Raw genomic sequence first — 26405 nt, 5'->3', positions numbered from 1 at the left:
AGGTTGTTTTTCTTTTTTCTGGGTTTATTGTCTATTTATGGTGGATATTCTCCCCTAAATTGACAAATATTTTTAATGTTTTAGACTCCTAAAAGATTTACATACATGTCTTCATTGATAAAAAAATACCCTTTGATTATTACAACCAAAGGGTACCATATTTCAACTATTAAACCTAACCCGTATTAAAATTTAAATTCTTTAGGTAGAACAGGCATTGCGCCATTTTGAGTACATACAAAAGCACTTACGCTAACTGCTAGTTTATGAGCTTCTTCTACAGACTTTCCACTAAGTATAGCTGCACAGAAACTTCCTGTAAACGAGTCGCCTGCACCAACTGTATCGGCAACCTCAACCTTTGGAGTTGGCTGATAAGACACCTTACCTGGGGTAAACACATAACTACCATTTACACCGCAAGTTAGCACAAGCATATCAAGATTATATTTGCCTAGTATTAGGAAACACTTATTTTCAATATCTAGACCAGGATAGCCAAACATGCGACCAATTATTACAAGTTCCTCATCATTGATTTTAAGCATGTTGCAACGTTTCAGTGATTCCTGAATCACCTCCTTTGTATAGAATTGTTGACGCAAGTTGATATCAAAGATCTTCATACAATCAGCAGGTGTTGCATCAATAAATTTATGGATAGTCTCACGGCTAACCACATTTCGTTGGGCTAATGAACCAAAACATACAGCACGAGCATTGCGAGCAATATTTTCAATAGACTTTGTAAAAGGAATATTATCCCATGCCACGTTCTCCTTAATATCATACGTTGGAACACCATCTGCATCAAGTTCCACCTGTACCGTACCTGTAGGATAAGGCACACGAGGCATCTCATACTTCAGATCTTTTTCTTCCAACTGTTTAATAGTCTCTTCTGCCAGAGCATCCTCACCCAGAGCACTCACTGCAACTGAATTTAAACCAAACTGACTAGCATGGAATGAAAAGTTGGCAGGAGCTCCCCCCAATTTCTTACCTTCTGGAAGTACATCCCACAGTGCTTCACCCAGGCCGACAACATAGCGATTATCTTTTTCCATTTTATTGTTTTACGTTTTTAATATAAGTAAATAGATATATTACCCCAATAGCCATAATAGCGACGGCTCCTACTTGACCAATAGCATCACTGGCAAATCCCATTAGTAAAGGGAAGATAGTACCTCCAAAAAGCCCCATGATCATCAGTCCTGAAACTTCATTTTTCTTATTAGGAACGCTCAAAAGAGCTTGTGAAAATATGATGGAGAATACATTAGAGTTGCCATAACCTACTAGTGCAATAGCTACATATAGTTCTATCTTGCTGTCACCAATAAACATGCCAATCATTGAAAGCGCCATCATGGCGATAGATATCAAAAAGAAAGTTTTAGACTTAATCACACGTAGGAAATAACTTCCTGTTAAGCAACCAATTGTACGGAATATGAAGTATAATGATGTAGCAAAGGCAGCATCATTTAGCGTCATTCCAAGGCGCTCCATCAAAATTTTTGGAGCAGTGGTGTTGGTACCTACATCAATTCCTACATGGCATATAATACCAAGGAAGCTCAGTAACACGATTGGTTTCCCCAATAACTTTAGGCATTCTGAAAATGTAGAAGCCTTACCATTAATCTTTTCTTCTTTAATAGGAGTAATACTCAGTAACAATGAGGCTAGGACACCAATGAACATATAGATAGGGAATAGCACTCGCCATCCAAGTCCAAACGACGGAATCGTTGCCATAGCACCCCACATCGCAATATATGGAGCCATAAAGGAAGCGATAGCTTTTACAAACTGTCCAAATGTTAGAGTTGAGGCTAGATTGCTACCACCAATCACTTCTGAAACCAATGGATTTAGTGATGTCTGCATCAGTGCATTGCCAATTCCTAGCAATGAGAATGAGATGAGCATAATAGTAAAAGTCTCACCAAAAAGAGGAAGAAGCAATGAAGCTAAAGTCACGATGAGTGATAACAAAACAGTGTTTTTTCTACCTATTTTATTCATCAGCATACCAGTAGGTACTGAGAAAATAAGGAACCAGAAGAACACCAGTGATGGAAAAATGTTAGCAGTGCTATCATTCAGTGCCAAATCCTCCTTAACATAGTTAGAGGCAATGCCCACTAAGTCGACAAATCCCATTGCGAAGAAACACAGCATGACAGGGATAATCGTTAGTCTTATATTTTTACTCATAGGTATAATTTTTTGCTTTTTAGTTATTCGATTTGCAAATATAGTGTATTTCTATTTTACATTTTATAAATGGCATATTTTATTTTGCCCTTCTTCACAATTTTATTGTAAGGAGTGGTTGGAAATACGAGGTTAGTCATAGCCATTTTTCCTTCAGCATCAAACACTTCTATGCTACTGTTGTCAATGAATATTCTGAGCTGTTTTAATTTTCCATAAACAGGGGCTGTTGTCGTTACAGGGAAAGCTTCACTGAAATCAACCTTACCACTTTTGGTACGGTCCATGGAGAAGGTTCGCTTACCTTCGTTGTAATTGAATACTACTTTCTCACCTTTGTCGTTGTATAATGTTACAGATGAAGAACCTTTAATGTTAAGCACAAGTTCACATGCATTTGATAGTTGACTTTGCTTCTTACCATGCATGGCAATAAGTTCTTTTGATGGGATTACACCGCAATAGGTCTGTCCTTCGTATTCGAAGAGGTCAAGATCGCGAGAAATAGAGTTGGCTGAGCGATATTGGGTGGTCGGAGTCTGAGCAGCATACTGCCAATTGTTCATCCAAGCCATAGCAACGCGGCGTCCATTAGGAGCATTGTCGAATGTAACAGTAGCATAGTGATCCTTTCCGTAATCCATCCATTTTGTAACATCAGGGGCACTCTCACAAGTGAACTTATGACCATCAAAATCACCTATAAAGTATTGCGTTGCGCTACCACCGAAAGGGCCACCAGGATTGATATTACAGATAAGCATCCACTTTTCCTTATTTGTGCCACGCACTTTTAACTTCATCAAATCAGGACACTCCCAAACGCCACTATGATTTCCATAGCCATGACCAAACGAACTCTCAAACTTCCAATCTTTCAAATTGTCTGAAGTGTAGATATTCATCTCCTGACCAGCAGCAAGAATTAAGTTCCACTTATTGATATCATCGTTCCAAAATATGTGAGGATCGCGAAAATCAGGAACGTTGCTAGTTATTACAGGATTGGCGGCATACTTAGTGAAGGTTTTGCCATCATCGGTTGAGAAAGCTAGACTCTGAGTTTGATTTTCACCAGCCGATGTGTACATTGCTACAATAGCATCCTTGCCAAAGCCTGCAGTATTCTTTTTATCCACAACGGCAGAACCACTGAATATAGTTCCAAGAGCATCTGGCTCAATGGCATCTCCCTCGTATTTCCAATGGACAAGATCTTTTGAACTAGAGTGTCCCCATGTCATATTCTCCCATAGTGAGCCATAAGGGTTATGCTGGAAATAGAGATGCCATGTGCCATCCTTATAAAACATTCCATTAGGATCATTCATCCAACCATAAGCAGGGGTATGGTGATATTCTGGACGGAATTTTTCGCGATTAGCTATAACGAATGTATTTGAATACTTGATCTGCTTCCAGCAAGCCCACTCTTTGATAGCTCCCTCGTTACGAATATTGCCATTAATATGAATATCTAGAAGAAGTTCATGACCAGCAAATTCACTCAAGTCGAGAGGTACATAGTAGTCTGCATATTCAGAAGCCAGACGAACATTAATTGCCTTTACTTGATTATTGTTGGCAAGAACCTTAACGTTGCTCATTTCGGCACGATCCTCAACAGGTAATAATAAGTAGCGATAATTCTTTGTATCTAAACGATATAGTACGTGATTGCTAGAAAGAAACATGATCTTATCCTCTGCATGGACAGTGGATAAGACTGTCATGCAGAAGATAAATAATAGTAATCGTAAGCTCTTCATAAATTTTATTTCTCTGTTGTTTGTTATTAGTATTGGCTTACTGTAAGATTTGAAATGGTGATATTTCCTCCGTAGCTGTTTATGCTCCAGCAGTTCTTTGGAATTCCATATATGCGCTGAGTATAGGAACAAACATCATTGATATACATCGTAACAACACTGTTATCGTTGTAGATTGTAATATTGTAAACATTGTCGGCTGGTCGAGCAAACAGATAACCATCAATCCCTTCTATAAATCCCTTTGCATCAGCACCTTCTTCCAAGAAGTTAACTTTACGACTATCCTCATTTTCTGGATTTATGACCATAGTATAATACTTCTTTACATCCGTTGAACGAACCAAAGATATACCGAACTTGTCCAAATTACTACTGGTCTTAACAGTGAAAGAAATCTTATTATGAGTGCCTAAACGATTGAAAAGAGCATAAGCACTATCGCCAGAGATAGTATAGTTTCCATTTGAACCATTTACTCCCTTTTGAGCCATTACGGAAACAGTCTGTGGCTTGTTGTATTTAGCATCAATAGCATCAACCTTACCGAGTGTAAGGGTTCCATCAGTATGTTGGATGATTTTGTGGCAAACGAGTGCACCACTCCAATTAGGCTCTTTATCTCCTACATTAATATTCTTATCCCAAACACTAGCCCCACTACGGTACGGACACCATCCCCAAAGATAACGATCAGTACCGTTTGATGCTGTTTTTCCTGCATACAAGGCACGGCTATCAAGCACACCTTCGTGACCATCCTTTGGCCAGTTTGCACCTGGATCTCCAAAGCAAGCCTTTAAGCCTTCAAAGCTCTTGGCCATCATATATTTCACTTTGCGACTCCATGTAGTCTGATAGCCCTCACTGTAAACAAAGTACCACCAGTCACCCATTTTGAATACGTCTGGACATTCACACATACGATCCCAGATAGCATTGAATGAACTATTAAACGTCCAGTTCTTCATGTCTGTAGAAGTGAAGTCTGCAAACTTTGGATCCCCATTGCGCGTTGCAATGATCATGTGGTAGGTGCCATTATCCTCAAAGATCTGAGGGTCGCGAAAATCCTGACTTGAGAGATTAAAGTCAGCCCCCTTTAATGACCATGCATTATCGCGAGTCCATGTTTTGAAGTCGCTTGATGTAGCACGCATTACTACCTCTGTGTTCTCGCAATTTGGGTTATGACCAGTGTAATAGATGTAATATAAACCATCAAGTTTATTGTAGTAGCAACATCCTGTACCTAGTGCAGCATCCTGTTGATAATCGTTTGTGCCTACAGATAGAGTTTCGCCCAATGACTTATAGTTAGCACCATCTTTGGTCTCAACTGTCCAGATAGGGTGATAGCAGAAGGATTTGTTGTTATCAAAGTCTTGCAAATAAAGAATTTTGAAATCGTTAGCTTTCTCATCATAGAAAGGCATTGGATCACCAACACGACCAAGAGATGGCTTGTAATAAGTTGAAAAACTAGCCTCCTCTGTTGAATTAAAGAACTCTGTTGTTTCTGCCCAATTCTTTTCAGGATCACCTTTATATGTATCTTCGCTGCATGCTGTCATCGTTAAGGCTGATAGCGCAATTGTGAATAAATATATCATCTTTTTCATAATTTTGAATTTTTCTGGAACGTTACTTCATTAAGTAATTGAATGCATTACTAGTCATCGTACCGACATTGTCGTGATAGTGAGATATGTAAGTCGTTGGTGACCACCAGTCGAAACATCCTGTACCAAAGCAGATGATGCCACCCTTACCAAAAGTACCATTAGCAGCAGGAGCCTCCCATACAGAGATAGCACCATCGCCACCATTACCAAGAATACGACCACCTGTGAGATTAGTCCACTTGTTGTGACCTACAATATAGTTACCTCCTGCATTGTCATAGTCTCCCCACATTCCCCACTGAGATGTACAGTTTGAAATGGTGTAACCTGCATCTGTGGTCTTAACCTCGCCATCCTTCAGAATCATGTTCTTCCACAACGGATGATTAGCATCTTTCATGAGGAATCCCCACTCACCACCAGCATTTATAACGCCACCACCGTCGTCGCTGGCACCCCAACAGTTATTAGCGCAACGTTTATCCTTAATAGCACCTAGTTCAGCAGCGAAGTTAACTGCAGCACGGCTAAGAATAAATGCACCACCATTATTGTAATAGTCTGTAAGAATATTGATTGCACCCATTGCTGTTGATGTCGCTGCACTTTCAAAGTCACCGATAGTCTCAGAAGGTTGGTTTTGCCAATGCCACCAGATAACCTTACACTTTGAGAGGTCTACATTTCCTGCTTTCAGTTCATCCCAACTGACAAACATTGAGTTTTCAATATTGGCTAGCATCCACTTACAAGCTTCCTTCTCTTCGGGAACAAGTTCGTCCATTGTTGTGGCTTTAGCAGAACCAAGGAAGATCGCTTCAGGAGCCGAAACCGTTTTGATTGTTGCCACGTATGTAGCAGTTGCTGTGTTGTCTGTAACTGTGTATGTAACCGGTTCTGTGAAGTCGGTCTGGACACCGCTTAGAGGATTTATCCTTGCATCCTCACTGTAGATGATAGTAGGAATTGCTTTTTTTATATCTACAGTTGATGGTAGAAATGCTGTTATAGTATGATCCTCCTCATTAATGCTAGCTTTATAGGTATCGTTAATGATAAACGATTTGATTTTAGCCTCATCGTTTTTCACATTAACAGTCCAGTCTAGATAGAGATCGCCTTTCGTAATGTGCATCACCTTTGCATCAGTGAAGTCTACAATATCACCCGAAGCAATGTTTGACTTAGCTCCATCAGATATATTCAGACTGGTAATCTTCATGGCAGACTTATCTTTGAAGTCTACGGGTACTTTAACCTTTACAGTGCGAGTTGCGGGATCAACAAGACCCTCATATTTGTCATTAAGTACAAGTGATTTTACAGCACAGTCGCCTGTGAGCTGCAAGTCGCTATAATTGTCGTTGCTACATGCTGTAAATAGTAAGATAGTAAGAAGACAAAATGGTAAGCCCCCAATTGCAATCAGTGCCTTTATATATATATTATTATTCATAATTGTAATCTTTAAACTTTAAGTACTAATCTCAAAAAAATTACCACTTTCCGACATTCTGAGTGTAGTGCCCGTTAGAAGAAGAATATTGTGTATGCGGAATTGGCAGAAACTCATTCTTATCTGCTGTAAACTCAGCATCATTAAGGAATGTCACACGCTCTTTTTCCTTGGCGAAATAGTTATTAAGAACTGGTGCTGCTTCACCCCAGCGAACGAGGTCAAAGAAACGCTCACTCTCCATAGCAAACTCCAAACGACGCTCCATCTTTACAATTTTAATGGCATCTTCTTTAGAATAGCTACCCGTGTAGTTCTTACAGTAGAAGTGAACACCATACTTATTTGGATAGTCTGCTATCATTTGTGTAGAACCTGCAGCACGAGTACGAATCTGGTTAACCAGTCTTATAGCTTCGGTAGAATTTCCTAATTGAGCCTCTGCTTCAGCACGCTCTAGTATAACGTCAGCGTAGCGGAAAACGATACGGTTCATAGAGCTAGCCCAGTAAGAACCATGGATGAGATATGTACCGATAAGTGCAGGATCAACATTCTGCTTTAACGTTACATTGTAGCCATAGAGACCACCTGAACGACTCCATGCTGATGACTGATCCATAATGAATTTCTTATTGAACATATATGGAAGTCCTGTCATGCCCACAGTTAGAAACAAACGTGGATCGGCATTATCGGTCTTCATTTCATAGTTCTTGTCATTGAAAGAATCTATCATTGGAAGACCGTTAGCATCGGTCTTAAATGCATTTACAAGATTTTGTGAAGGTTTATAGAAGTCACAACCGCCGTTGGTTACATCAGGAATGTTTGGCACGATAAGACCGTAGCTCCAATTGAGATTACCATATGTGGAACCATCGTTGCGTGAGTATTGTATAGCCCAGATAGACTCTATACCATTTTCATATTGATCTTCAGGACGGAAATTATTATGGATATCACTCTCTAATCCATAGCCACCAGCTGTATAAATAGCAGGGGCAGTATATTCAAGCACCTTTTTTAGGTCGTCTTCATTAATTGAAGTCACTTTGTTTGATGTAGGGTCATCTTGATGATATGCCTTATATAGATAAACCTTTGCAAGAAAAGCTGCAGCTGCAGCCTTTGTTGGACGTCCTTTGTCTGCTTGGGTTACAGGCAAAACATTATATGCCTCTTCGAGCTCCTTAGCTATGATTGCCCAACCTTGATCGTTGGTATACTCTGTGTTAGAAAGCTGATGATATTCATCATAGGTGAGGTCTGATCGCATAACAAAGGGTATGTTTTTGTAGAGACGCTTAGCCAGAAAATGACCATAAGCGCGCAAAAATTTCATCTCTGCCAAACGCTCATTCTTCAAAGAATAAGAATCATCTGCTGCCTCAAGAGTTCCAATTGCAGTATTCACACGTGAAATAGCATTATAGATACGCACCCACATATCATTAATATTCCAATTGGTGGTTAGCACACCCTTTTCAACTTCAAGCTGATGGAAAACGTCACCATCATTAGTTGTTGATCCACCCTTATAGGCATCATCCGAACGAACGTCATAGTTCCACATAGAGAACGATGAGTTGATATCTTCTGCTGTTGTGAAAATGGCATAGGCAGAAGTAACCATGTTATCAATATACTCTGATTTAGTTACTTCCTTGTCAGATAGCGTCCCTTGCGGTACTTGGTCGTCAAGGAATGCATTGCAACTATTTAAAAGTAAAAGGGATAAGGTTAAAGGTAAAGTTACTGCTGCTTTCTTGACCTTTGTATATAAATTTCTTGATTCCATAATTGTGTTTTTAAACTATTATTCAATATTTAGTCGTTTAAAAAGAAACGTTAAGACCGAATGTCAGATTAAGAGGAATAGGATAACCAAATAGCGCATTCTCTGGATCTACGCCAGTGAACTTGCGACTCTTGATAGTGAGCAAGTTTTGCGCAGAGAAATACATACGAATCTTAGTCATACTGATCTTCTTTACTAAAACATCAGGGAGACTGTAGCCAATCTCAATGGTGCGAAGTTTGATAAACGAACCATCTTCAACGTAGTAAGAAGAAAAACGTTTTTCGTTGTTGTTGTCGTATATTGACAGAGCTGGGATTGTTGAACTTGGATTAGTTGGAGTCCAGGCATCAAGAACACGATCACCCTTATTAAGGAATGGAACGTTAACACCAGCCCAGAGGTCGGTCTGCACCTTATAACCACCATTGGTATCATCACCAGGACGTACGGTCGTCAGTACATCAACATTTTGAACACCCTGCCAGAACATAGTGAAGTCAAAACTTTTATACTGAAGATAGAAATTTAAACCATAGGTAAAGGCTGGTGTTGGATCATAAATCCATGTTTGATCGTCGGTTGTAATAACGCCATCATGATTAAGATCTTTGAAGCGCATACGACCAACAGCAGCACCGTCTTGTTTTGCATGGTCGTCAACTTCTGCTTGATTCTTGAATATGCCATCATAAACATAACCAACATAAGAGTTCATTGGATGACCAACAACGCTGAATACACCACTACCACCAAATGTTCCTGCTGCAGCAATAGTCTCTGGAAGTTTGGTTACTTCGTTGCGGTTGGTTCCAATATTGCCAGTCAAATCATAGTTGAATGCACCCGTGTTGCCGCGATAACCTATATTAAACTCAACTCCCTTGTTGAGCATCTCACCAGCATTGATCCACATGGAACTTCCTTCACCCATAATACCAATACCTGGCATGTTTACAAGTATGTCAGAGGTCTTCTTGCGATACCACTCAAAACTACCATAGAGTGAGTTCTTGAAGAATCCAAAGTCAAGACCTAAGTTGGTTTGTGTAGTAGTTTCCCACTTAATATTGTCGTTGCCAAGCTGATTGCGCTTGAAACCAGAGCTCAACGGCTGTCCACCGTTAGTACCTGCTATATCATAAGATGTACCATAGCTCTGACCACCAAAGTTAGCCTCTCCATAGTTAGAAACATAAAGAGTGTAGCGAGCATAGTTGTTTATGTCCTGATTACCTGTTTGTCCCCAGCTAGCACGAAGCTTAAGGTCTGAAAGCCATGAATTTGAAACTTCTTGCATGAATTTCTCCTGGCTGATGCGCCAACCTACGCTTAAAGATGGGAATGTACCGTAGCGATTGTTCTTGCCAAAGCGGCTTGAACCATCACGACGAACAGTAACACTAGCCATATATTTGTCGGCATAGTTATAGTTAATCTTTCCAAAGAAAGACGCTAGTGAGAAACCATCACCAGAACCAAATGCCTGTTGATCGCCTACACCTGCATCTGCCCACATATAGTCAGGTGTGTTTACTGCAAAGCCATAACGCTTTCCACCAAACCAAATGTCATCCTGACGATTAAGCTCAATACCAAGCAGTGCGTCAGCACGATGTTTACCTATTTCAAGATTATAGGTTGCAACGGCATTCCACATCCAGCTCATCCAGTGCTCTTGTTTAGCCTCAACGGCATTGTCTTTGTTACTCACATTACCGTTTGGGATAGGATATGTAAAGAAACGTTGTTCCTTTTGAGCATAGTCAATACCTGCAGTAGTTCGTATAACGAAATTCTTAGTGATGTTGAAGTTCAAATGAACGTCACCAAACATACGCCAATATGTATATCTATTGTCTTTATTTCGGTTAAGAACTTCAACAGGATTCTCGCGGTCTGCGAAACTACCTGTAAGGTTAGCATATTCCCCTAGGGTATTATAAACAGGGAATGTTGGATTATACTGAAGTACATTACCTAGAAAACCATTTGGTTCTGCGACTTCAGATGTACGGTTGATGGTAAGATTCTCACCAATGGTGAGGAAGTTGCCCAATAGTTTATATTCTGTGTTTACGCGTCCTGAAATTCGGTTGAAGTCAGTGTCCTTAATAACACCAAGGTTCTTGTAGTAACCAAGTGAAAAATAGCTAGACCCCTTATCGTTACCGTTACTAATGCTGACGTTATAGTTCTGAATAAGACCTGTGCGTGTAGTTTCGTCCATCCAGTTGGTATCTGATGCAGGAATAGTTCCAGCTGCATCAAGATATTTCTGCATCGTCATGCCATTCAGCTGAGGATTACCATGTTCATCGTAAGCCCAGTCAAAATGATAACCTACAGAGTTGTTATTTGGATCAAGACCATCGTTGACATTAGCCTGCCAGAAAGCCTGTCCCCACTGCTTGGCATTTAGCACCTTCATGCGGTTAGCATACATTGAAGCAGCTATACTAGTATCAAGGTTAACTTTAGCCTTACCGTCTTTACCTTTTTTTGTTGTTATGATGATAACACCATTGGCAGCACGTGAACCATAGATAGAAGCTGATGCTGCATCTTTTAATACTTGAATGCTCTCAATATCATTGCCATTAAGTTCGTGCATACCCGACTTTGTTGGTACACCATCAATAATATAAAGAGGATCATTGTTGTTAAGCGTTCCATTACCACGAATACGTACCGTAGCTGCACCTGAAGGAGAACCATCGGCAGAAATATCCATACCAGGAACACGTCCCTGCATCGCTTTGATTGGGTTGTTTTCGTTTTGCTTGGCAATGTCTTTTACACTAACAACAGAGACCGCACCTGTAAGATCGGCCTTGCGTTGTGTTGTGTAACCTGTTACCACAACTTCATTCAGGTCGTTACTGGCTTCCTGTAGTGTAACCTTCATTCCATCTAAAGCTGTAACTTCTTTAGTCTTATAGCCAATGTAAGAGATGATTAGAGTTGCATTCTTTCCAACAGAAAGTTTGAAGTTACCATCCATGTCGGTAACCGCACCATTAGTCGTACCTTTCTCCATCACTGTGGCACCGATAACAGTTTCTCCAGTAGAATCAAATATCGTTCCACTCACATTAATCTTCTGTGCGCTTGCTGCAACACACACCATCATGAGAATAAGGCTCATGAGGATTTTTGACAGATTTCTCATTCGAAACGTTTTTAGTTAATAGATTATTTGCGAAATTTATCTTCCGCAAATATACTTTGGCTTAGCAACAAACACTTTCTAAAATCGTTCGAAGGTTGCAACAATTGTTGCATGTAACAATTATTACCTTTTTAGTTTATTTTCTTACATCGGTAGGATAAATATCATATTGCTTCTTAAAGCATGAAGAGAAATAGCTTGGGGTGCCAAACCCTACCTTATATGAGATTTCAGAAATTGTCATGTCGCTGTTTAAAAGTAGAGAATAGGCTTTCTGTAAACGAATCTTTCTTAATAGCTCTACAGGAGATAATCCTGTGAGAGCTTTAACCTTTCTATATAATTGAACACGACTCATATTTAGTTCTTCACCTAGATCATCCATCTTCAGATGTGCATCTGATATGTGCTTATCTATAGCATCCTTCAGAGCGTCCATGAATCGACGATCAGGAGTGCTTTCTTGCTCAATATGTACTTCTTGTGTTATTGTTTCTGTCTTTGTCTCTTTCTCGCTAAACAACTTTCGCAGTTGTATTCGGCTTTGTAGGAGATTATTTATTCTTGATATCAGGAACTGAGCATTAAATGGTTTTATAATGTATGCATCTGCACCATGTTCAAACCCCTCTATCTGCTGCGACTCTGCACTTCTGGCAGTAAGCATTATTACAGGAATATGACTTGTGATGCAGTCTTCTTTTATCTGTTTGCAGAATTGTAGACCATCCATAACTGGCATCATCACGTCGCTCACAATCAAATCGGGCACGCTCTCGCGAGCAAGTTGTAATCCACTCTGTCCATCTGAAGCCTCAATTACATAGTAACTTTGTGCCAGCAATATACGCAGATATTTGCGCATGTCAGCATTGTCATCAACAATGAGCAATGTTGGTAATTCTTCACTGTCAGTTCTAAGTAATAGGTTTGTATGACCTTCCTGAACATCATCACGATTTTGCTGTACCTCAGAATTAGCTAACATGGCATTGTCGTCAGCAATAGCAGCATCCACTTCCTTGCGGAAGTTGATAACGTTTGATACCAATCCGTCCAATTGTGCCACGTTACGATTTAAAATATTCAGCAACTCACGATCGTTACCCTTAAGGTCATTATTTTCTGAAAGAGACTTCAGTGGTCCTGTGATTAATGTGAGAGGTGTCTTCAACTGATGACTGGCATTAGTATAAAATAGTGTTTGTTCCTCGTTCAGTTCACGCATCTTATCGCTTGCCTTGCGATATTTGCGATTCGATCGCTTAATAGCCTTAATAGCCTTAATGATAAATAATAGTGCTATCAGAAGCAGAAAAATTGCTACAACGGAAATATAAAGTACGCTGCGCTGCAAATTATAAAGTCCCAGATAGTTTTCCAGCTTGTTTTGAATAGTAACAAGATAGTTATTCTGCTTCATAAGCAGGTTGGTACTTATAATGATGTCGTTAACATTTTGTGGAGTAACAACAAAACTCTGAATTGTAGTATTGCGCTCATAATGCTTATGATCTAAAATATTCAGTGCCAATTGAATAATCTCTTCACCGTGAGTTGGATATATATAGGTACCCGTAAGTACACCATTTTTCATTTGCTCTAGTCCACCATCTTTACCTGGCAGTCCATCAATTCCCAGAAACTTTATTGTTTTTTCCTTACCGAGTTCCTTTGCAGCCTTGAAAGCTCCTACTGCATCAATATCACTGTGACAGAAAACAATATCCACTTGTTTACCAGACTTTAGATATTTTTTCATCTGGCGATAGCAGTCTTCAGGAGTCCAATCGCTTTCTGTATTAAAATAATCAATATTAGTTTGTTTTTTGATAACGTTACAAAAACCATCATGACGATCTTTAGCAGGAGACATCGTCATTGGACCTGTTATTTCCCAAACAATAGGTTTGCGTCCTTCAGTCTTCACATCTCCGTCTCTAATCATGCTTAGGGTATAGTTGGCTATTTTTCTACCTGCTTCAACATTATCACCACCTATGTATGCTGTGTAGTTATTACTCTTACTTTTACGATCGAATAATACTATTGGGATGTTCTTTTTCTTAGCCTTGGCAAGTGATGGCTCCAGTTGAGTATATTCGTAAGGAGATACTATCAATAAATCAACACCGGCATCAATAAGACTATCTATTTGTCTTACTTGTAGCTTTGGGTCGTTATAACAATTGGCAATATTTATTTTTGCCTCACTGTCATACAGATGTTGAGCTGACAGCATTTCGTTGTTTATCTTCTCTCGCCATTCACCACTAGAACATTGCGAAACGCCAATCTCATAGGATTTGTGTTTCGTTGTACATGCAGATAAAACTATTGCAGCAATAATTAAATTGTAAATGATATATTTTTTCATGAACTTCTGCGATTTAAGTCGGCCGATTATATTAATCGGGTTCAAATTTAGCAATTATTTTGAAAGTATCAATCTATTTTTGTAAAAAAGCGGCTTAAACTTCAAAAGCTTTTTATAATACATGCTATGGTACTTAACTTGTTGAAGCAATTACTCTCTGTTGCCGAAACACCTTAGTTTGGGAAAGTTGACTCAGAATGTAATATTTTTCAAAATTAATAGTTATCATGTTCTTTTGTTTATAATTTATATTTGTACTTCACCAACATGTTTACTAAGGTGGGAGGGCTTAAATAAAATGAACCAAAGATATATCATAATTGTAAAGATTAGCATATATTTTTAACAGTTATATAAAATGGCTATTTCTCTATAGATAAAAACTATAATAAAAAGCTTGATAATCAAAATAATAATGTTTATCTTTGTCACAGAGCTTTGAGATAATACAGCTACGATGTGTAGCGTATATATAAGGTTTGAATCGTTTATATATCGCCGAACGATAAGTATATCAGTAATGATATTAATAATGGCGACTTTTTAATAATTAAAAAGAATTACAATTATGAAATGGAGTAAAGATTTTATGAGAGATCAGGATTTTGGACTTTTAGTTCTACGTTTGTCAACAGGAGGATTGTTGCTTTTCCATGGATTCTCTAAATTAATAAATGGTGTAGGACCTATCGGTGAAATGCTTACAGCAATGGGATTACCATCATTTATCGCCTATGGAACACTACTTGTAGAACTTGTAGCAGCAATGTTTATTGTATTTGGTTTATGGACTCGTGCTGCAGCTGTTGCTGTTGCGTTTAACATGGTAATTGCAATACTCATGGTACATGTAAGCCAGATTTTCACACTATCACCTCAAGGTGGTTGGGCTATAGAATTGCCAATGCTTTATCTTTTACCAGCTCTTGCACTGGCATTCACAGGAGGCGGACGTTATGCCATAACCCGTAATGACATCTTTTCATAATATCCTAAAGTGCATTCTATTACTTTACCATCGCTAAAGAAATTATGATTATTGCAAATAATAAAAAGCGTATAACTCATTGAGTTACACGCTTTTTATTGTTTAATAGTGGATTTATATTTTATTTCTCAGCGTACAATTCTTTCATGATGGCATTGCCCACCACATCCCGATAATGCGCTTTATCATAAAAATAATGGTAATTGCGATATTTAGAGTGAATATTATCAGAAAAGTCCACTACATTTTTATCACCAAATATCTTTTTTAGTGTCGCGATATCTTTAGGATTCATCTGTTTGGCATTGAAAGTGGGGCCGATAGCTATTTTTACATTCGCTCCATGGCGTTGGCAAATATGTCTTATTTGTGTTAAACAGGATATACTTTCCGTCTTAATAATTGGAGCATAAGTGAACGCAGTATAATGTTCCTTAGGCCATGACTGATTTTGCCAATATTTCTCCCCATTTTTCTTTATTGCATCATCCTGACATAACACTGCATCATTTGTTATTGAATTTCGTATCCGTCCATCGTTATTGATAATTCCATTCATGGTTTTATCGTCATATTCATGGAAAATCCTATATCTAAGATACGGGATTAGAAACATAGGCGTACAGAATCCCTGGAAATAATCCATCTGATATTTTATTTCGCTCTGTCCTGTTACCTCTGGAGGCATGGAATGCATGATGCCTGGCTGGGGATGGTTTTCTTCAAAGAATTGTTTATCCGCTACGATGAGCACATTTTTTATTTCCTGACCTTTTTCAGAATCAAGAGCTTGCATTTTAAGCAACAAATCGCCTGCTCCTTCATTATTGCTAAACATGCGAAACCCCTTGCCACCTGTATACTTAGACCATTCATTGATGTGGAAAGCTTTGCTGCATGATGTACCCATAATAAACGAATCAAAGTGCATTGACTTCTCATTAGCTTTATATTTATTCCATGAAATAACGCCTTCGCTTAGGGCTACCTCTGGTGCATCATAATCTGTATATTTTCGGATTACCATAAACGGATCACTCATAATATAAAAGATCAATAGTGCTATGAAGGGCAATGGAATGAGTATGCACTTCAGATAGAATACATATATTTTATGTTTCATATAAATTAGAATTGAATATAAATAAAATCCTCAACACCAAAATTTCCATAAAAGAAAATAAGCACAACCAGAACGAAATATAGCGTCCAGCGTACGTATGCCTTTTTAGTTGTTGTCCACTTGATTATATCCTTATGCGAATTAATGTATTCCATTACGAACATTACCACTACGGCTATTCCAAAAGCTATCCACTGATTGTCATTCAGACCGAGGCGAAGCTCCTTTGCATCATTGATGTTGAAATTCAGCAGATGCTGATAAACATAGAATACATCCGACACATTGGACACACGGAAAAAGAGTAGCGACAAGGCAAAGAGCAGATAGGTGCGGATCATCATTAGTGGACGATAAACACGATCTCCTACTTTCGCTCTGAAATGCTCATGCCCTGTCTTTGTTGCCGTTTCATAAATGATGACTAATCCCTGAAACAGTCCATAAAGTGCGAAAGTCCATCCGGCCCCGTGCCATACGCCAATGGTGACGAAGGTCACGAGCAGGGCAAAATAGATACCCCATTTCTTCCATCTCCTCATCTCGGCTGAAACGGGCATGAAAATATAATCACGGCACCAGAATGACAGCGACTGATGCCATCTGCGCCATAGTTCGCCTGTGGAAAGCGAAATGAACGGTCGATCGAAGTTGGGCGACAATCTAAAACCGAACATCGCACCTAATCCAAGTGCCATATTGGTGTATCCCGCAAAATCGGCATATAGCTGGATAGGATAAAGAAGCGTGGCCTGTAGCATCTGAGCGCTAGTGGCCAAATGTACATCATTGAGCACCATGTTCATCGACGGTGCTATGCGGTCGGCTATCACTAGCTTCATGAAAGCTCCCCATGCCACGAGTTTCAGTCCCGCAGTGACATTTTCGTAGTTGAATAAATGTTTTTCCTTGAGTTGCGGCAGCATGTCATAAGCCCGTTCTATTGGACCTGATAGGAATTTCATAAAGAGCAGCATGTACAGCATAAAGTCCATCAGGTCGTCCTCTGGTTCTTCCTCCCAGTTTATTTCTATCAGATATGACAATGCCTGAAAGGTATAGAACGATATTCCCAGCGGGAACAGTGGTGATGCATATCGTGCTGTGAGCCAAATGCCCACTAGTATGGCGATAGATATGGTGAATATCCATGCCCGCCACTTGCTTTCAATGTTTTTATGCAGGAGTTTTCCCGCTTCGAAAGTGAATAATGCGATGCCAATAGCATAAGCCAAATACACTATATGGTAATAGCCTATAAACACCACGCTGGCGGTAAACAACATGAAGTGTTGCCACCGCCGGTTGGTCCTCGCATAGTATAGTGCGAAGACCACCACGATGAATATAGCGAATGGTATTGAGAGAAACTCCATTTGCTAACGTTTATTTACTTTTAGAAACTATTGCGTCGCATAGTGCGCCCACGTTCTTCAGTTTTATTATTTCCCTAAGCTTCAGCTTGATGTTGAATCTGCTTTCTATCTCACTGATAATGGTCATGTTTGTTATCGAATCCCATCGGTCCACATCGTTGGCGGTCATTTGGTAATCGAGTTCAATGTCTTTTTCGTCAAGCACCTCGGCAAATATGCTGCTGAGTGCTTCAAGTGCTTCTTCTTTTGTCATCCTATTATTTCTTTTATTAGTTTTCTGTCTATTTTATTATTTGTATTCTGTGGAAACTTCTTCAGAAAATGTATCTCACGTGGAATCATGTATGAGGGCAATTTAGATTGCAGAAAACTTTTCAATTCAAATCCATTATTACCTTCAGCTTGTTCTACTGCCATCTTTATAGTATTGCCAGAACCACGATCTGTGACCACAGCAACTACAGCCTTTTTTCCGTTATAATAGTTTCTTGCCACACATTCTATTTCGCTTAGTTCCACTCTGTAGCCATTTACTTTCACTTGCGAGTCTTTTCTTCCGTAATATTCTATGTCGCCTAAGGCATCGCAGGCACAGATATCGCCAGTGCGATAGTATCTTGTACCATCGTTAGCTACAAAAAAGGCCTCCTTGTTCTTTTTCTCATCGTTCCAATATCCTTGTGTAAGTTGCGCTCCAGCAAGACAAAGTTCGCCTTTGGCACCAGTAGTACATGGAATCCCCTTATCATCTATTACCATGGTTTTAACTCCAGGCATGGCTTTGCCGATACACACATTACCGTTCGTCTGCTTATCGGAGCAGAAGACGCGCATGCGATAAGCTGTACAATAAATGGTGCACTCCGTAGGTCCATACAGGTTCCATACGCTCGCATTAGGCACACATTCATACCAAGCCTTGGCGTCATCAATATTTAGTGCTTCTCCGCAGAATAATGAATATCGCATCTCGGGAATGCTAATTTCCTCCATATATGGCCTTAGGCTATGTATCACCGATGGCACCATAAGAGCGGCAGTGAGGTGATATTCATCAAGTAATGCAAACACAGCTTGATATTTTATTTCCTTATAGCTCACGGTGTAAACACAGGCTCCGGCAAGGAGGGGCAGAAGATATGATTGTACTGAAAGGTCGAATGTAAGGTCGAACATCTGTAGACATCGATCTTCCGGTTTCAGTGTAATACCTAGTTTCTCCACCGAATCAACGAATGCCGCCACATTGCCACGACTTATAGGCACACCTTTTGGTCTTCCTGTGCTACCTGATGTAAACAGTATATAGGCTAAACCGTTGTCCGTTTGTTTTTGGGGGAATAACAGTTCATTCTCATCGTTTAGCGTAGACGTTATAATAACGTCATTATTTCTGTACCTGGTACTCTTCGATGAGTCAAGAATTGTCGTTATTTCCACCTGAGCAATGATGTCCATGCATCTGTCGAGAGGTTGGTCCGGATGCAATGGAACGTAGCACTTACCCTCCATCCATACGGCCAGAATTGATGCGTAAGTATCCAGATCATCGTTAGCCACCAAACCAATATTTTCAGCACTTACATTATGCAATACTTTTCTCACTGCCGCGATTCTTTTTTTCAAACGGGCATAGCTATAGTATTCTCCCTCTATGCAGAATGCATTTCTTTCGCCATACTTCTCTAATGAAAATAGAAGTGTGCTTATTATTAAACTATTAAACATGTTGTTATTTCTCTGCGAAAATCGTTACAAAAGCCATGATGAGCATGGATGTATTGATTATCTTGTTCGTTTTTGTTATTATGTTAATTAGAATTATTTACTGAAGCTGATGCGTGGCATCCGTTAGAACATCGTCAACGGTATGACTCTAGCCAAAGCCGAATGACGGAACATTTCTATACGGATTTGATGGACCGAAGATATCTACCGATACATTTTTGATTCGGCTCTGGATAGAACCGTTCTTTTTTGCGAAAATTGGAATATCACTGATAAGAAACCGCACTATTGCTTCAAATAATTTCTTCATTTACATTTCTATTTTTTAATAAGACAAAAATATATCGAAATACCCCCATCCATATATTGATATTTTTTTATAGAATGCAAATATGTATTTATTTTCTTAGATATGCAACGATGAAATGCTCGAAACGCAGAAAATCAATGCTCAACCGTAGAATAGAATCCTTGAAGGATGTTGTTTATTTCCACTTGATTTCAGCCGAATGGTTACCTACATACTTTTGCTTATCTTGATGAGCATTATTGATTGGGTGGTATATGACAGCTTTCCGTTAACCTACCTGTTGTAGTTTATCGTTATTTTGTCGTCGATTTTGTAGAACGGTCAAAATAAATAATGTGGCAATAAAATTATTATGTTTCATAATTCAAATGTATTTGGCTTATTTATACGATAAATGTACGTATAGTATAATCCTTGCTTGATAGAATATACATTTTTTTTGCAAAGGAAACATTTCTACGGTTAATAGCAATATATAAGCCAATAAAGCATGTAATACTAAAGGCAAAGGTATATAATAAGTCTTATTTCATTGCGTTTTCATCTTTTATCTTATCTGGCTTGTTTTGTCTGTGCGCTCAATCTTCATCGGCTCATATATAGCCGATAGTATTGAAAAAGAAAGGGATTTGTTTAATGAAGATGACACGGAATAAAAATATAATGCATAAGATTGACACTTAGATAAAATTATTTTTTACTTGGTATGTGACTCGCATTATATATGTTTTTTAGTGCCTTATCTATTTCACTATAAGTCATGCGACCAACTATTACTCCGTTTGGATCTATTAAAAACGATGTTGGAATCGGTTGTACACAATACATACGACTGATCAATTCTTTAGCATATACCTTCCCTGTCTTATCCTTGAATGGTATCATGTCAAGAACATTGATGTTATCTTTTATTCCGTCTTCAGCAATCGCCTTTGACCATTCATCATGTTTGTCGTCAAGTGATACAAATACCAATTTAAGGCCATTTTCGCATTCTTTATATTTAGCGTATAGCTCCTTTAATTTAGGAATATTTCTGCGACAGTAAATACACCAACTTGCCCAAAAGTCAAGAATTACATAATGCCCCCGCAAGTCGGAAAGGTTGAATGTTTTATTATTATAATCAACAGTTGAAAAGATTGGTGACATCTTTCCTTTTGAAACATTTTCAATCATATTGATGCATGAACCAAGCCACATGCCATCTTCACAACCACGTACATTATTAGTCAATTTATTATAATAACCTTTAAGTGTGTCTAATGGTAACTCTCCTGTCATTACATCATTTAAAATGGTAAAAGACAATAGCCTAGGGGAAAGTTCGGAATTAGGATTCTCTCTTGCAAACTTGATATCAGTATCCATAATTTTGTCACAACACAAACTTATTAATTTTTCTATTGAGTCTGGGTTATTCGTCTTATTGAGTGCTGAATCTAAAGATTTACGTTGGTCGGTTAATGGCTTTGTTAGTGAGTCAAGTCTAGCTTGGTCTTTTTCAAGTGTAGAATTTTGTGCAAAAGAGTTTGCACTCAGTAGTAATACTGCAATGATTGTGATTATGTGTTTCATGTTATTCTTTTTTTATTGCGAAATAATGAAAATAATTTATTAAAACAAATTATTTGTTTTGTTCTTATATAAGTTTAACAATAGCAGGATAAATAGGTCTATCTGGCAGTATAATTTTGATTTTTGTATCGGTAGTCCCTTAAGTTTTTTGCAAGAAAGTTATTCTGTAAGCTGCTGGTGTTAACTCGTCACATTAAACATCTCAAATTCATAGAATACATCCTCTGTAGTGGTTAAAATTGAACCATTAGATAAGTTTTATTTCTTCTTTAATCTTGTGGATTCATTTATCAATATCTAGATATATCTGCTTCTATTTTCTCACCCTTCTTATTTATTAGTTTCATGTGAATAGTCTTCTTACCACTTGTGGCTTTGGTAAGAGTTTCACTGCTATCAATTTTTATACCATCAATTTCTTTTATAATATCGCCAAAGCGAGCTCCCAATTTATAAAGTTCGGTTTCAGGATTTAGCGAACTGATTCTTTGTTGTGTCTCACCATAATAAGAAAATGATCTAAAATTAACACCAGATGTTTCTGGGTATATTTCTTTTTTGTCTGTGAGAAAGATTAGCTCATTCTTAGGAGCATTGATGATGACATCAAAATCATAACAGAATCTGATTCCTATGTTGGAGAACGGGATATTAACAAGATGTCCTGTTACTTGTCGGAATGAGATGCTTTTTAATTTGATATCATCAAATCTAAAGAATGTTTCTTCACCTACTTCTTTCCAAAAATCTTTTGGTAATGTCTGAAAATTACACCAAACTATTTGTTTTGTTATTCCATCAGGTATATGACCATTGCAATTTTTCCAATAATTTTCCCATGAATACTTACTGAGAGAAAAATCATAGGGATTACCTGTATCAAACATAGTTGCAGTTTTGATACCACTTAATGGCTCTGTGTAAAATATAGGGTAGTTATATTCTTTGAGCAATTTAATGCGTAGACCTTTCTCTCTATCAAAGACTTTAAGATTATTGGACAGAATGAGTTTCTTATCACGCATTTGAAGTTTAGCTACTAGTCCTGCTTGGAGAAGATTATAGCCAATAATTCCGTCAAAGTTACATGCGATGACTTTATGGATAATTGCAGGAATACTCTTAAATTTTAAACTTCCTATTTGCAACTTTTCAATAATAGCATTTGCTCTACGTCCTGATTCGAATCCGACCACATTTGTAGAATCTCCAGTAAGTTTTATGTCTGGAAAATCTGCTCTTGATATATATATGGCATTGCTTCCAGTGTCAAAAAGAAATCTACAAGTACGATTGTTAACCTTAACTGGAATAGTAGGATCGCCATCTACGATTTCTATATCGAGAGTGTCTACGAACTCTTTTTCTGGTATCTCAAATACTTGGGCATTCGAGAACGGAATATTCATGGTTGCAATTATTGCTGCAATTATTGTCCTTTTAATCATAATATAGGTGTAAGTATAGATTATTCTCTTGATGAATACAAATGTAATGATAAAATTTCGAATATAAAATATAAATTCATGATAATATCAATCATATTGCAAATAAGTATACACGCTAAATTAAGTGTGAGTTCAGCGAATGTAGAACAATGTTAATTGTATATCAATAGTTCTTTCTATATTAATTGTAAATTTCTTTGAAAATAGATAGTACGCTGCTAATGCCCCAATAGTATCAAGGTGATTACTATTAGTAAATATATGGTCGTCCAAAAAAAATCAAAATCGTAAGTTTTGTAAGTAGATAGGAATGAATAACCACAACAAATAGGTATCGTAGAAACTGAACTATATATTCTCGATAATAAAATACTAGTTTCTCATATTATTCTGTTATAATTACCCAATGTCTTTCTTTTCTTCCTCCTTCGCGATGAAGAATACCCAGCCTTTTTAATAGAGCAATATCTCGTTCTATAGTTCTTGTTGTTACTGCTGGCTTTTCCGACATCTTTTCCGACGTCAGATTATTATCTTCATGAATAAGTTCAAGTATAAGAAATTGTCTTGCAGACAACTCAATTTGTTTTTCTTTAAGGAATTCATTCCCTAAAAGTTCATCGTTTGACTTATGCTCCTTAATCATAGAGGAGCTAATAAAGTCTTGGTAATGCTGAAGAAATATAATGCATAAGTTTGGCACTTAGATAAAATTATCTTATTCTTTAATATTCAAATCCTTTTATAGACAGTCCTAGGTTTATTGGTATCTTTTTGACTTTGCTCGAATCTGGATCACGAACGTAACTTGTTTTAAAATAGGCAGGGAGATATATAGCTCCGTCGCTTTGTGTGTCTACTATTTCTATGCTTACGTAATATCCTTTATGATTAGTGAAAACTAGTGGTTCCTGAGGGGTAATTTCAAGAGTCTGTTTTGCTTGTGATTCTTCCACAACAGAATAAATCGGCTTGTGCAATATATTAACTAAGCTGTCTTTATTGAAAATCTCATATACATTAACACTCAATGTACACTTACTATATGTGCTTTTGTGTACAGGCAGATATATATTCTTAACGTGGAAATCATGCTTCGGTTTTACGGTAATCCCCATTTCTACGCCAATATTGTTCCTGCCTCTAAATACGACATCTCCGGGGAAAGGAAGTCCCTTGTGCTTTAAAGTCTTTTCTTTCATCTTCTTGCCGACAACTGTAAAATCAGTAAGAGTGTATGCTGATGGTTCCATAACTACATCCAAATGACTCTTGTCAGACATACCTTTTATATCAACAGTTTTAGATGAGTAAGCAACATGACTGAATACGAGTTTTGGCGAATTATTATCAGGAACAACGACAGAGAAATTACCACGCGCATCTGTTATTGTTCTTATGTCCATGTCTTTAACCACAACGGTTACGTATTCTATATTCTGTCCATTTGCATTCTTTACAGTTCCTGTAAAATGTTTTGACGTCTGGCATAATGCAGATAAAGATATAGTGATGCTTATTAATAATAAATAAATTCTTTTCATTTCTCCCATAAGTTTTTTAGTGTTTAATTTTGTTCTGATTATTATTAATCATTTTGTAACTGCAAAGATAATATATCATTTTAATATCTGTGCTATCCGTAAGTTATTTTTAGGTTAATATGTCTGTATTATATGTTATTTAAATATTCAAGCACGCTAGCGAATGTATTACTTTTCCAAAAATTTTTTGTCTGTATTATAGATACTTCTATAGTAAAGTCTTCAGTAGTTTGGCTTCATAAGACAAAAAATTATACCTGTTATTTAGCGGTGTTCAATAAAAAGACTACGTTCATGAATTTATGAACATAGGCTTTTTATTGAACATGGACGATAACTCATAAGCTTTTTAGTTGGAATGTCATTATTTTTAAAGTATCATTTGTTTCCTACATCAAACCGCAATAAGGCAGCAATGCCCAAGGATGTAATCCTATACTCCCGCTTCGGTGGGAATTTTTCCTTTCCCCTACACATTATTATTATATTTATTTCGACAAAGCTCTAATGACTTGTACATCATAAGTTATAACTTAAAGTTATCTGCGAACTAAATATTTATTTGATAAAATGAGATGATATTATTGACAATTTGTAGAGTTGATAAATACGATACCATTTGATAGTGAACTATTCTATGGTGCTTTATCATTAGTAATCAAAAGAGAGGAAGGATGATGTTACATTCTTTTTGTACAGAATATCAAAAATCTACGCTTATTTCCCCATGACTTTATTTATGAGTCTAGTTTTTCTTTGAAAAGGAAGTGACTTCTAATAAATTTCCGTATATTTGCTTTTTGGTAATAAAATTAGATGTATGAGCGAACTCTTGAACCTAAATAATGAAATCGTAATCTATCAGAGTGAGGACGGGAAAACCCAACTTGATGTCAAGCTGGAAGGAGAAACCGTGTGGTTGAATCGTCAACAACTTGCCGAACTTTTCGGCAGGGATGTGAAGACAATTGGTAAGCACATTAACAATGCTTTGAAAGAGGAGCTGAACGATGGAATTTCAACTGTCGCAAAATTTGCGACAGTTCAAACAGAAGGAACAAGAACCATCAATCGTGAAATAGAATATTATAATCTAGATATGATTATATCTGTTGGTTATCGGGTGAAAAGTCTGAGAGGTGTAGAGTTCCGTCGTTGGGCAAATAGCGTATTGAAGAAGTATCTTATCAAAGGTTATGCAGTGAACGAGCGAATTCGCAAGCAGCAGATTGCGGAATTGCGCCAATTGGTGCAGGTTGTAGAAAGAACAATTCTGCAACAACCTGTAACTGTTACCGATGAGAGTAATGCCCTGTTTGACGTGGTTGTAGATTATACCTATGCCCTTGATACCCTTGATGACTACGACTACCAACGGCTTAACATAGTTAAGACCACCGAAGAAGAGCCTTTTCATGCCACCTATGAGAATGCCATGCATGAGATTAATATGCTTAGAGACAAGTTCGGTGGATCTGCTCTCTTCGGTAACGAGAAGGACGACTCATTCAAGAGTAGCATCGGACAAATCTATCAAACTTTTGGAGGCGTGGAACTCTATCCAAGTGTGGAGGAAAAGGCTGCAATGCTTCTCTATCTCGTTACGAAGAATCATTCATTCTCTGATGGCAACAAACGCATCGCTGCCACTCTTTTCCTTTGGTTTATGAATAATAATGGTACTCTCTATCGTGAAAATGGTTCCAAGCGTATTGCCGATAACACAATTGTTGCCCTCACGTTAATGATTGCCGAGAGCCAAACTGAGGAGAAGGATGTAATGGTAAAGGTAGTGGTGAACCTTATCAATAAGAGTAATTAGCTTAAGAGCAAGAAGTCGAGAGATTAACCAGCTTACATATAAAGCTAACAACCCTTTACCAA

19 protein-coding genes are annotated in these 26405 nt (G+C 37.9%); 2 read left to right on the top strand and 17 right to left on the bottom strand.

Annotated features, from left to right (window positions below):
- Positions 1–185: 185 nt before the first annotated feature.
- From HEQ28_RS07475 to HEQ28_RS07440, 8 genes are all read right to left on the bottom strand, one after another.
- Entirely contained in the window at positions 186–1067 is an 882-nt protein-coding gene (locus tag HEQ28_RS07475; RefSeq protein WP_434501647.1) for a carbohydrate kinase family protein, read from the bottom strand.
- Between the two features lies 1 nt (position 1068).
- Positions 1069–2226 carry an MFS transporter gene (locus HEQ28_RS07470; protein ID WP_434501646.1) on the bottom strand — a complete coding sequence of 386 codons (1158 nt, stop codon included), beginning with the start codon at positions 2224–2226 and terminating at the stop codon, positions 1069–1071.
- Between the two features lie 56 nt (positions 2227–2282).
- On the bottom strand, positions 2283–3995 hold the full coding sequence (locus HEQ28_RS07465) for a DUF4980 domain-containing protein (protein ID WP_434501645.1): 1713 nt from the start codon (positions 3993–3995) through the stop codon (positions 2283–2285).
- A gap of 26 nt (positions 3996–4021) precedes the next feature.
- Positions 4022–5617 carry a glycoside hydrolase domain-containing protein gene (locus HEQ28_RS07460; RefSeq protein ID WP_434501644.1) on the bottom strand — a complete coding sequence of 532 codons (1596 nt, stop codon included), beginning with the start codon at positions 5615–5617 and terminating at the stop codon, positions 4022–4024.
- Between the two features lie 22 nt (positions 5618–5639).
- Positions 5640–7076, bottom strand: coding sequence for a DUF4960 domain-containing protein (locus HEQ28_RS07455; RefSeq protein WP_434501643.1), 1437 nt, complete (start codon positions 7074–7076; stop codon positions 5640–5642).
- 40 nt (positions 7077–7116) lie between these two features.
- Positions 7117–8877: a RagB/SusD family nutrient uptake outer membrane protein gene (locus tag HEQ28_RS07450; protein ID WP_434501642.1), complete on the bottom strand. Its 1761-nt coding sequence runs from the start codon at positions 8875–8877 to the stop codon at positions 7117–7119.
- Between the two features lie 37 nt (positions 8878–8914).
- Positions 8915–12049, bottom strand: a complete 3135-nt coding sequence (locus HEQ28_RS07445; RefSeq protein ID WP_434501641.1) for a SusC/RagA family TonB-linked outer membrane protein — start codon at positions 12047–12049, stop codon at positions 8915–8917.
- 136 nt (positions 12050–12185) lie between these two features.
- A complete protein-coding gene (locus HEQ28_RS07440) occupies positions 12186–14426 on the bottom strand; it encodes a substrate-binding domain-containing protein (protein WP_434501640.1) in 2241 nt (746 codons plus the stop codon).
- Between the two features lie 568 nt (positions 14427–14994).
- Here HEQ28_RS07440 and HEQ28_RS07435 point away from each other — a divergent pair.
- On the top strand, positions 14995–15414 hold the full coding sequence (locus tag HEQ28_RS07435; protein ID WP_434501639.1) for a DoxX family protein: 420 nt from the start codon (positions 14995–14997) through the stop codon (positions 15412–15414).
- 121 nt (positions 15415–15535) lie between these two features.
- Here HEQ28_RS07435 and HEQ28_RS07430 read toward each other — a convergent pair whose 3' ends face one another.
- The 9 genes from HEQ28_RS07430 to HEQ28_RS07390 form a co-directional block, all read right to left on the bottom strand.
- The gene (locus HEQ28_RS07430; RefSeq protein WP_434501638.1) at positions 15536–16537 is read right to left on the bottom strand and encodes a hypothetical protein; all 1002 of its coding nucleotides are present in this window, start codon (positions 16535–16537) and stop codon (positions 15536–15538) included.
- 5 nt (positions 16538–16542) lie between these two features.
- On the bottom strand, positions 16543–17913 hold the full coding sequence (locus HEQ28_RS07425; protein ID WP_434501637.1) for an MBOAT family O-acyltransferase: 1371 nt from the start codon (positions 17911–17913) through the stop codon (positions 16543–16545).
- A gap of 10 nt (positions 17914–17923) precedes the next feature.
- On the bottom strand, positions 17924–18166 hold the full coding sequence (locus HEQ28_RS07420; protein ID WP_207154857.1) for an acyl carrier protein: 243 nt from the start codon (positions 18164–18166) through the stop codon (positions 17924–17926).
- Positions 18163–19641, bottom strand: a complete 1479-nt coding sequence (locus HEQ28_RS07415; RefSeq protein WP_434501636.1) for an amino acid adenylation domain-containing protein — start codon at positions 19639–19641, stop codon at positions 18163–18165. Before HEQ28_RS07415 ends, HEQ28_RS07420 begins: the two co-directional genes overlap by 4 nt.
- 148 nt (positions 19642–19789) lie before the next feature.
- Positions 19790–19951, bottom strand: coding sequence for a hypothetical protein (locus HEQ28_RS07410; RefSeq protein ID WP_434501635.1), 162 nt, complete (start codon positions 19949–19951; stop codon positions 19790–19792).
- A 690-nt stretch (positions 19952–20641) separates the two neighbouring features.
- Positions 20642–21529, bottom strand: a complete 888-nt coding sequence (locus HEQ28_RS07405) for a TlpA family protein disulfide reductase (protein WP_434501634.1) — start codon at positions 21527–21529, stop codon at positions 20642–20644.
- Between the two features lie 290 nt (positions 21530–21819).
- Positions 21820–22977: a retropepsin-like aspartic protease gene (locus tag HEQ28_RS07400; RefSeq protein ID WP_434501633.1), complete on the bottom strand. Its 1158-nt coding sequence runs from the start codon at positions 22975–22977 to the stop codon at positions 21820–21822.
- 385 nt (positions 22978–23362) lie between these two features.
- The gene (locus HEQ28_RS07395; protein ID WP_434501632.1) at positions 23363–23623 is read right to left on the bottom strand and encodes an HTH domain-containing protein; all 261 of its coding nucleotides are present in this window, start codon (positions 23621–23623) and stop codon (positions 23363–23365) included.
- A 79-nt stretch (positions 23624–23702) separates the two neighbouring features.
- Positions 23703–24521 (bottom strand): carboxypeptidase-like regulatory domain-containing protein, encoded by an 819-nt coding sequence (locus HEQ28_RS07390; RefSeq protein ID WP_434501631.1) that lies wholly within the window; start codon positions 24519–24521, stop codon positions 23703–23705.
- An 820-nt stretch (positions 24522–25341) separates the two neighbouring features.
- On the opposite strand from HEQ28_RS07390, the gene rhuM reads away from it, so the two are divergent.
- On the top strand, positions 25342–26343 hold the full coding sequence (rhuM, locus tag HEQ28_RS07385; protein ID WP_434501630.1) for a RhuM family protein: 1002 nt from the start codon (positions 25342–25344) through the stop codon (positions 26341–26343).
- Positions 26344–26405: the final 62 nt, after the last annotated feature.

Origin of the sequence: Prevotella sp. (assembly GCF_051059605.1) — a bacterium.
Classification (GTDB): Bacteria; Bacteroidota; Bacteroidia; order Bacteroidales; family Bacteroidaceae; genus Prevotella.
The sequence above is the reverse complement of the archived record's forward strand: the minus strand, read 5'-3'. Positions and strand labels throughout refer to the sequence as shown.

Excerpts from the sequence above, each read along its gene's own strand:
- HEQ28_RS07475 (WP_434501647.1), bottom strand. The coding sequence starts at position 1,067 with ATGGAAAAAGATAATCGCTATGTTGTCGGCCTGGGTGAAGCACTGTGG.
- HEQ28_RS07470 (WP_434501646.1), bottom strand. The coding sequence starts at position 2,226 with ATGAGTAAAAATATAAGACTAACGATTATCCCTGTCATGCTGTGTTTC.
- HEQ28_RS07465 (WP_434501645.1), bottom strand. The coding sequence starts at position 3,995 with ATGAAGAGCTTACGATTACTATTATTTATCTTCTGCATGACAGTCTTA.
- HEQ28_RS07460 (WP_434501644.1), bottom strand. The coding sequence starts at position 5,617 with ATGAAAAAGATGATATATTTATTCACAATTGCGCTATCAGCCTTAACG.
- HEQ28_RS07455 (WP_434501643.1), bottom strand. The coding sequence starts at position 7,076 with ATGAATAATAATATATATATAAAGGCACTGATTGCAATTGGGGGCTTA.
- HEQ28_RS07450 (WP_434501642.1), bottom strand. The coding sequence starts at position 8,877 with ATGGAATCAAGAAATTTATATACAAAGGTCAAGAAAGCAGCAGTAACT.
- HEQ28_RS07445 (WP_434501641.1), bottom strand. The coding sequence starts at position 12,049 with ATGAGAAATCTGTCAAAAATCCTCATGAGCCTTATTCTCATGATGGTG.
- HEQ28_RS07440 (WP_434501640.1), bottom strand. The coding sequence starts at position 14,426 with ATGAAAAAATATATCATTTACAATTTAATTATTGCTGCAATAGTTTTA.
- HEQ28_RS07435 (WP_434501639.1), top strand. The coding sequence starts at position 14,995 with ATGAAATGGAGTAAAGATTTTATGAGAGATCAGGATTTTGGACTTTTA.
- HEQ28_RS07430 (WP_434501638.1), bottom strand. The coding sequence starts at position 16,537 with ATGAAACATAAAATATATGTATTCTATCTGAAGTGCATACTCATTCCA.
- HEQ28_RS07425 (WP_434501637.1), bottom strand. The coding sequence starts at position 17,913 with ATGGAGTTTCTCTCAATACCATTCGCTATATTCATCGTGGTGGTCTTC.
- HEQ28_RS07420 (WP_207154857.1), bottom strand. The coding sequence starts at position 18,166 with ATGACAAAAGAAGAAGCACTTGAAGCACTCAGCAGCATATTTGCCGAG.
- HEQ28_RS07415 (WP_434501636.1), bottom strand. The coding sequence starts at position 19,641 with ATGTTTAATAGTTTAATAATAAGCACACTTCTATTTTCATTAGAGAAG.
- HEQ28_RS07410 (WP_434501635.1), bottom strand. The coding sequence starts at position 19,951 with ATGAAGAAATTATTTGAAGCAATAGTGCGGTTTCTTATCAGTGATATT.
- HEQ28_RS07405 (WP_434501634.1), bottom strand. The coding sequence starts at position 21,529 with ATGAAACACATAATCACAATCATTGCAGTATTACTACTGAGTGCAAAC.
- HEQ28_RS07400 (WP_434501633.1), bottom strand. The coding sequence starts at position 22,977 with ATGATTAAAAGGACAATAATTGCAGCAATAATTGCAACCATGAATATT.
- HEQ28_RS07395 (WP_434501632.1), bottom strand. The coding sequence starts at position 23,623 with ATGATTAAGGAGCATAAGTCAAACGATGAACTTTTAGGGAATGAATTC.
- HEQ28_RS07390 (WP_434501631.1), bottom strand. The coding sequence starts at position 24,521 with ATGAAAAGAATTTATTTATTATTAATAAGCATCACTATATCTTTATCT.
- rhuM (WP_434501630.1), top strand. The coding sequence starts at position 25,342 with ATGAGCGAACTCTTGAACCTAAATAATGAAATCGTAATCTATCAGAGT.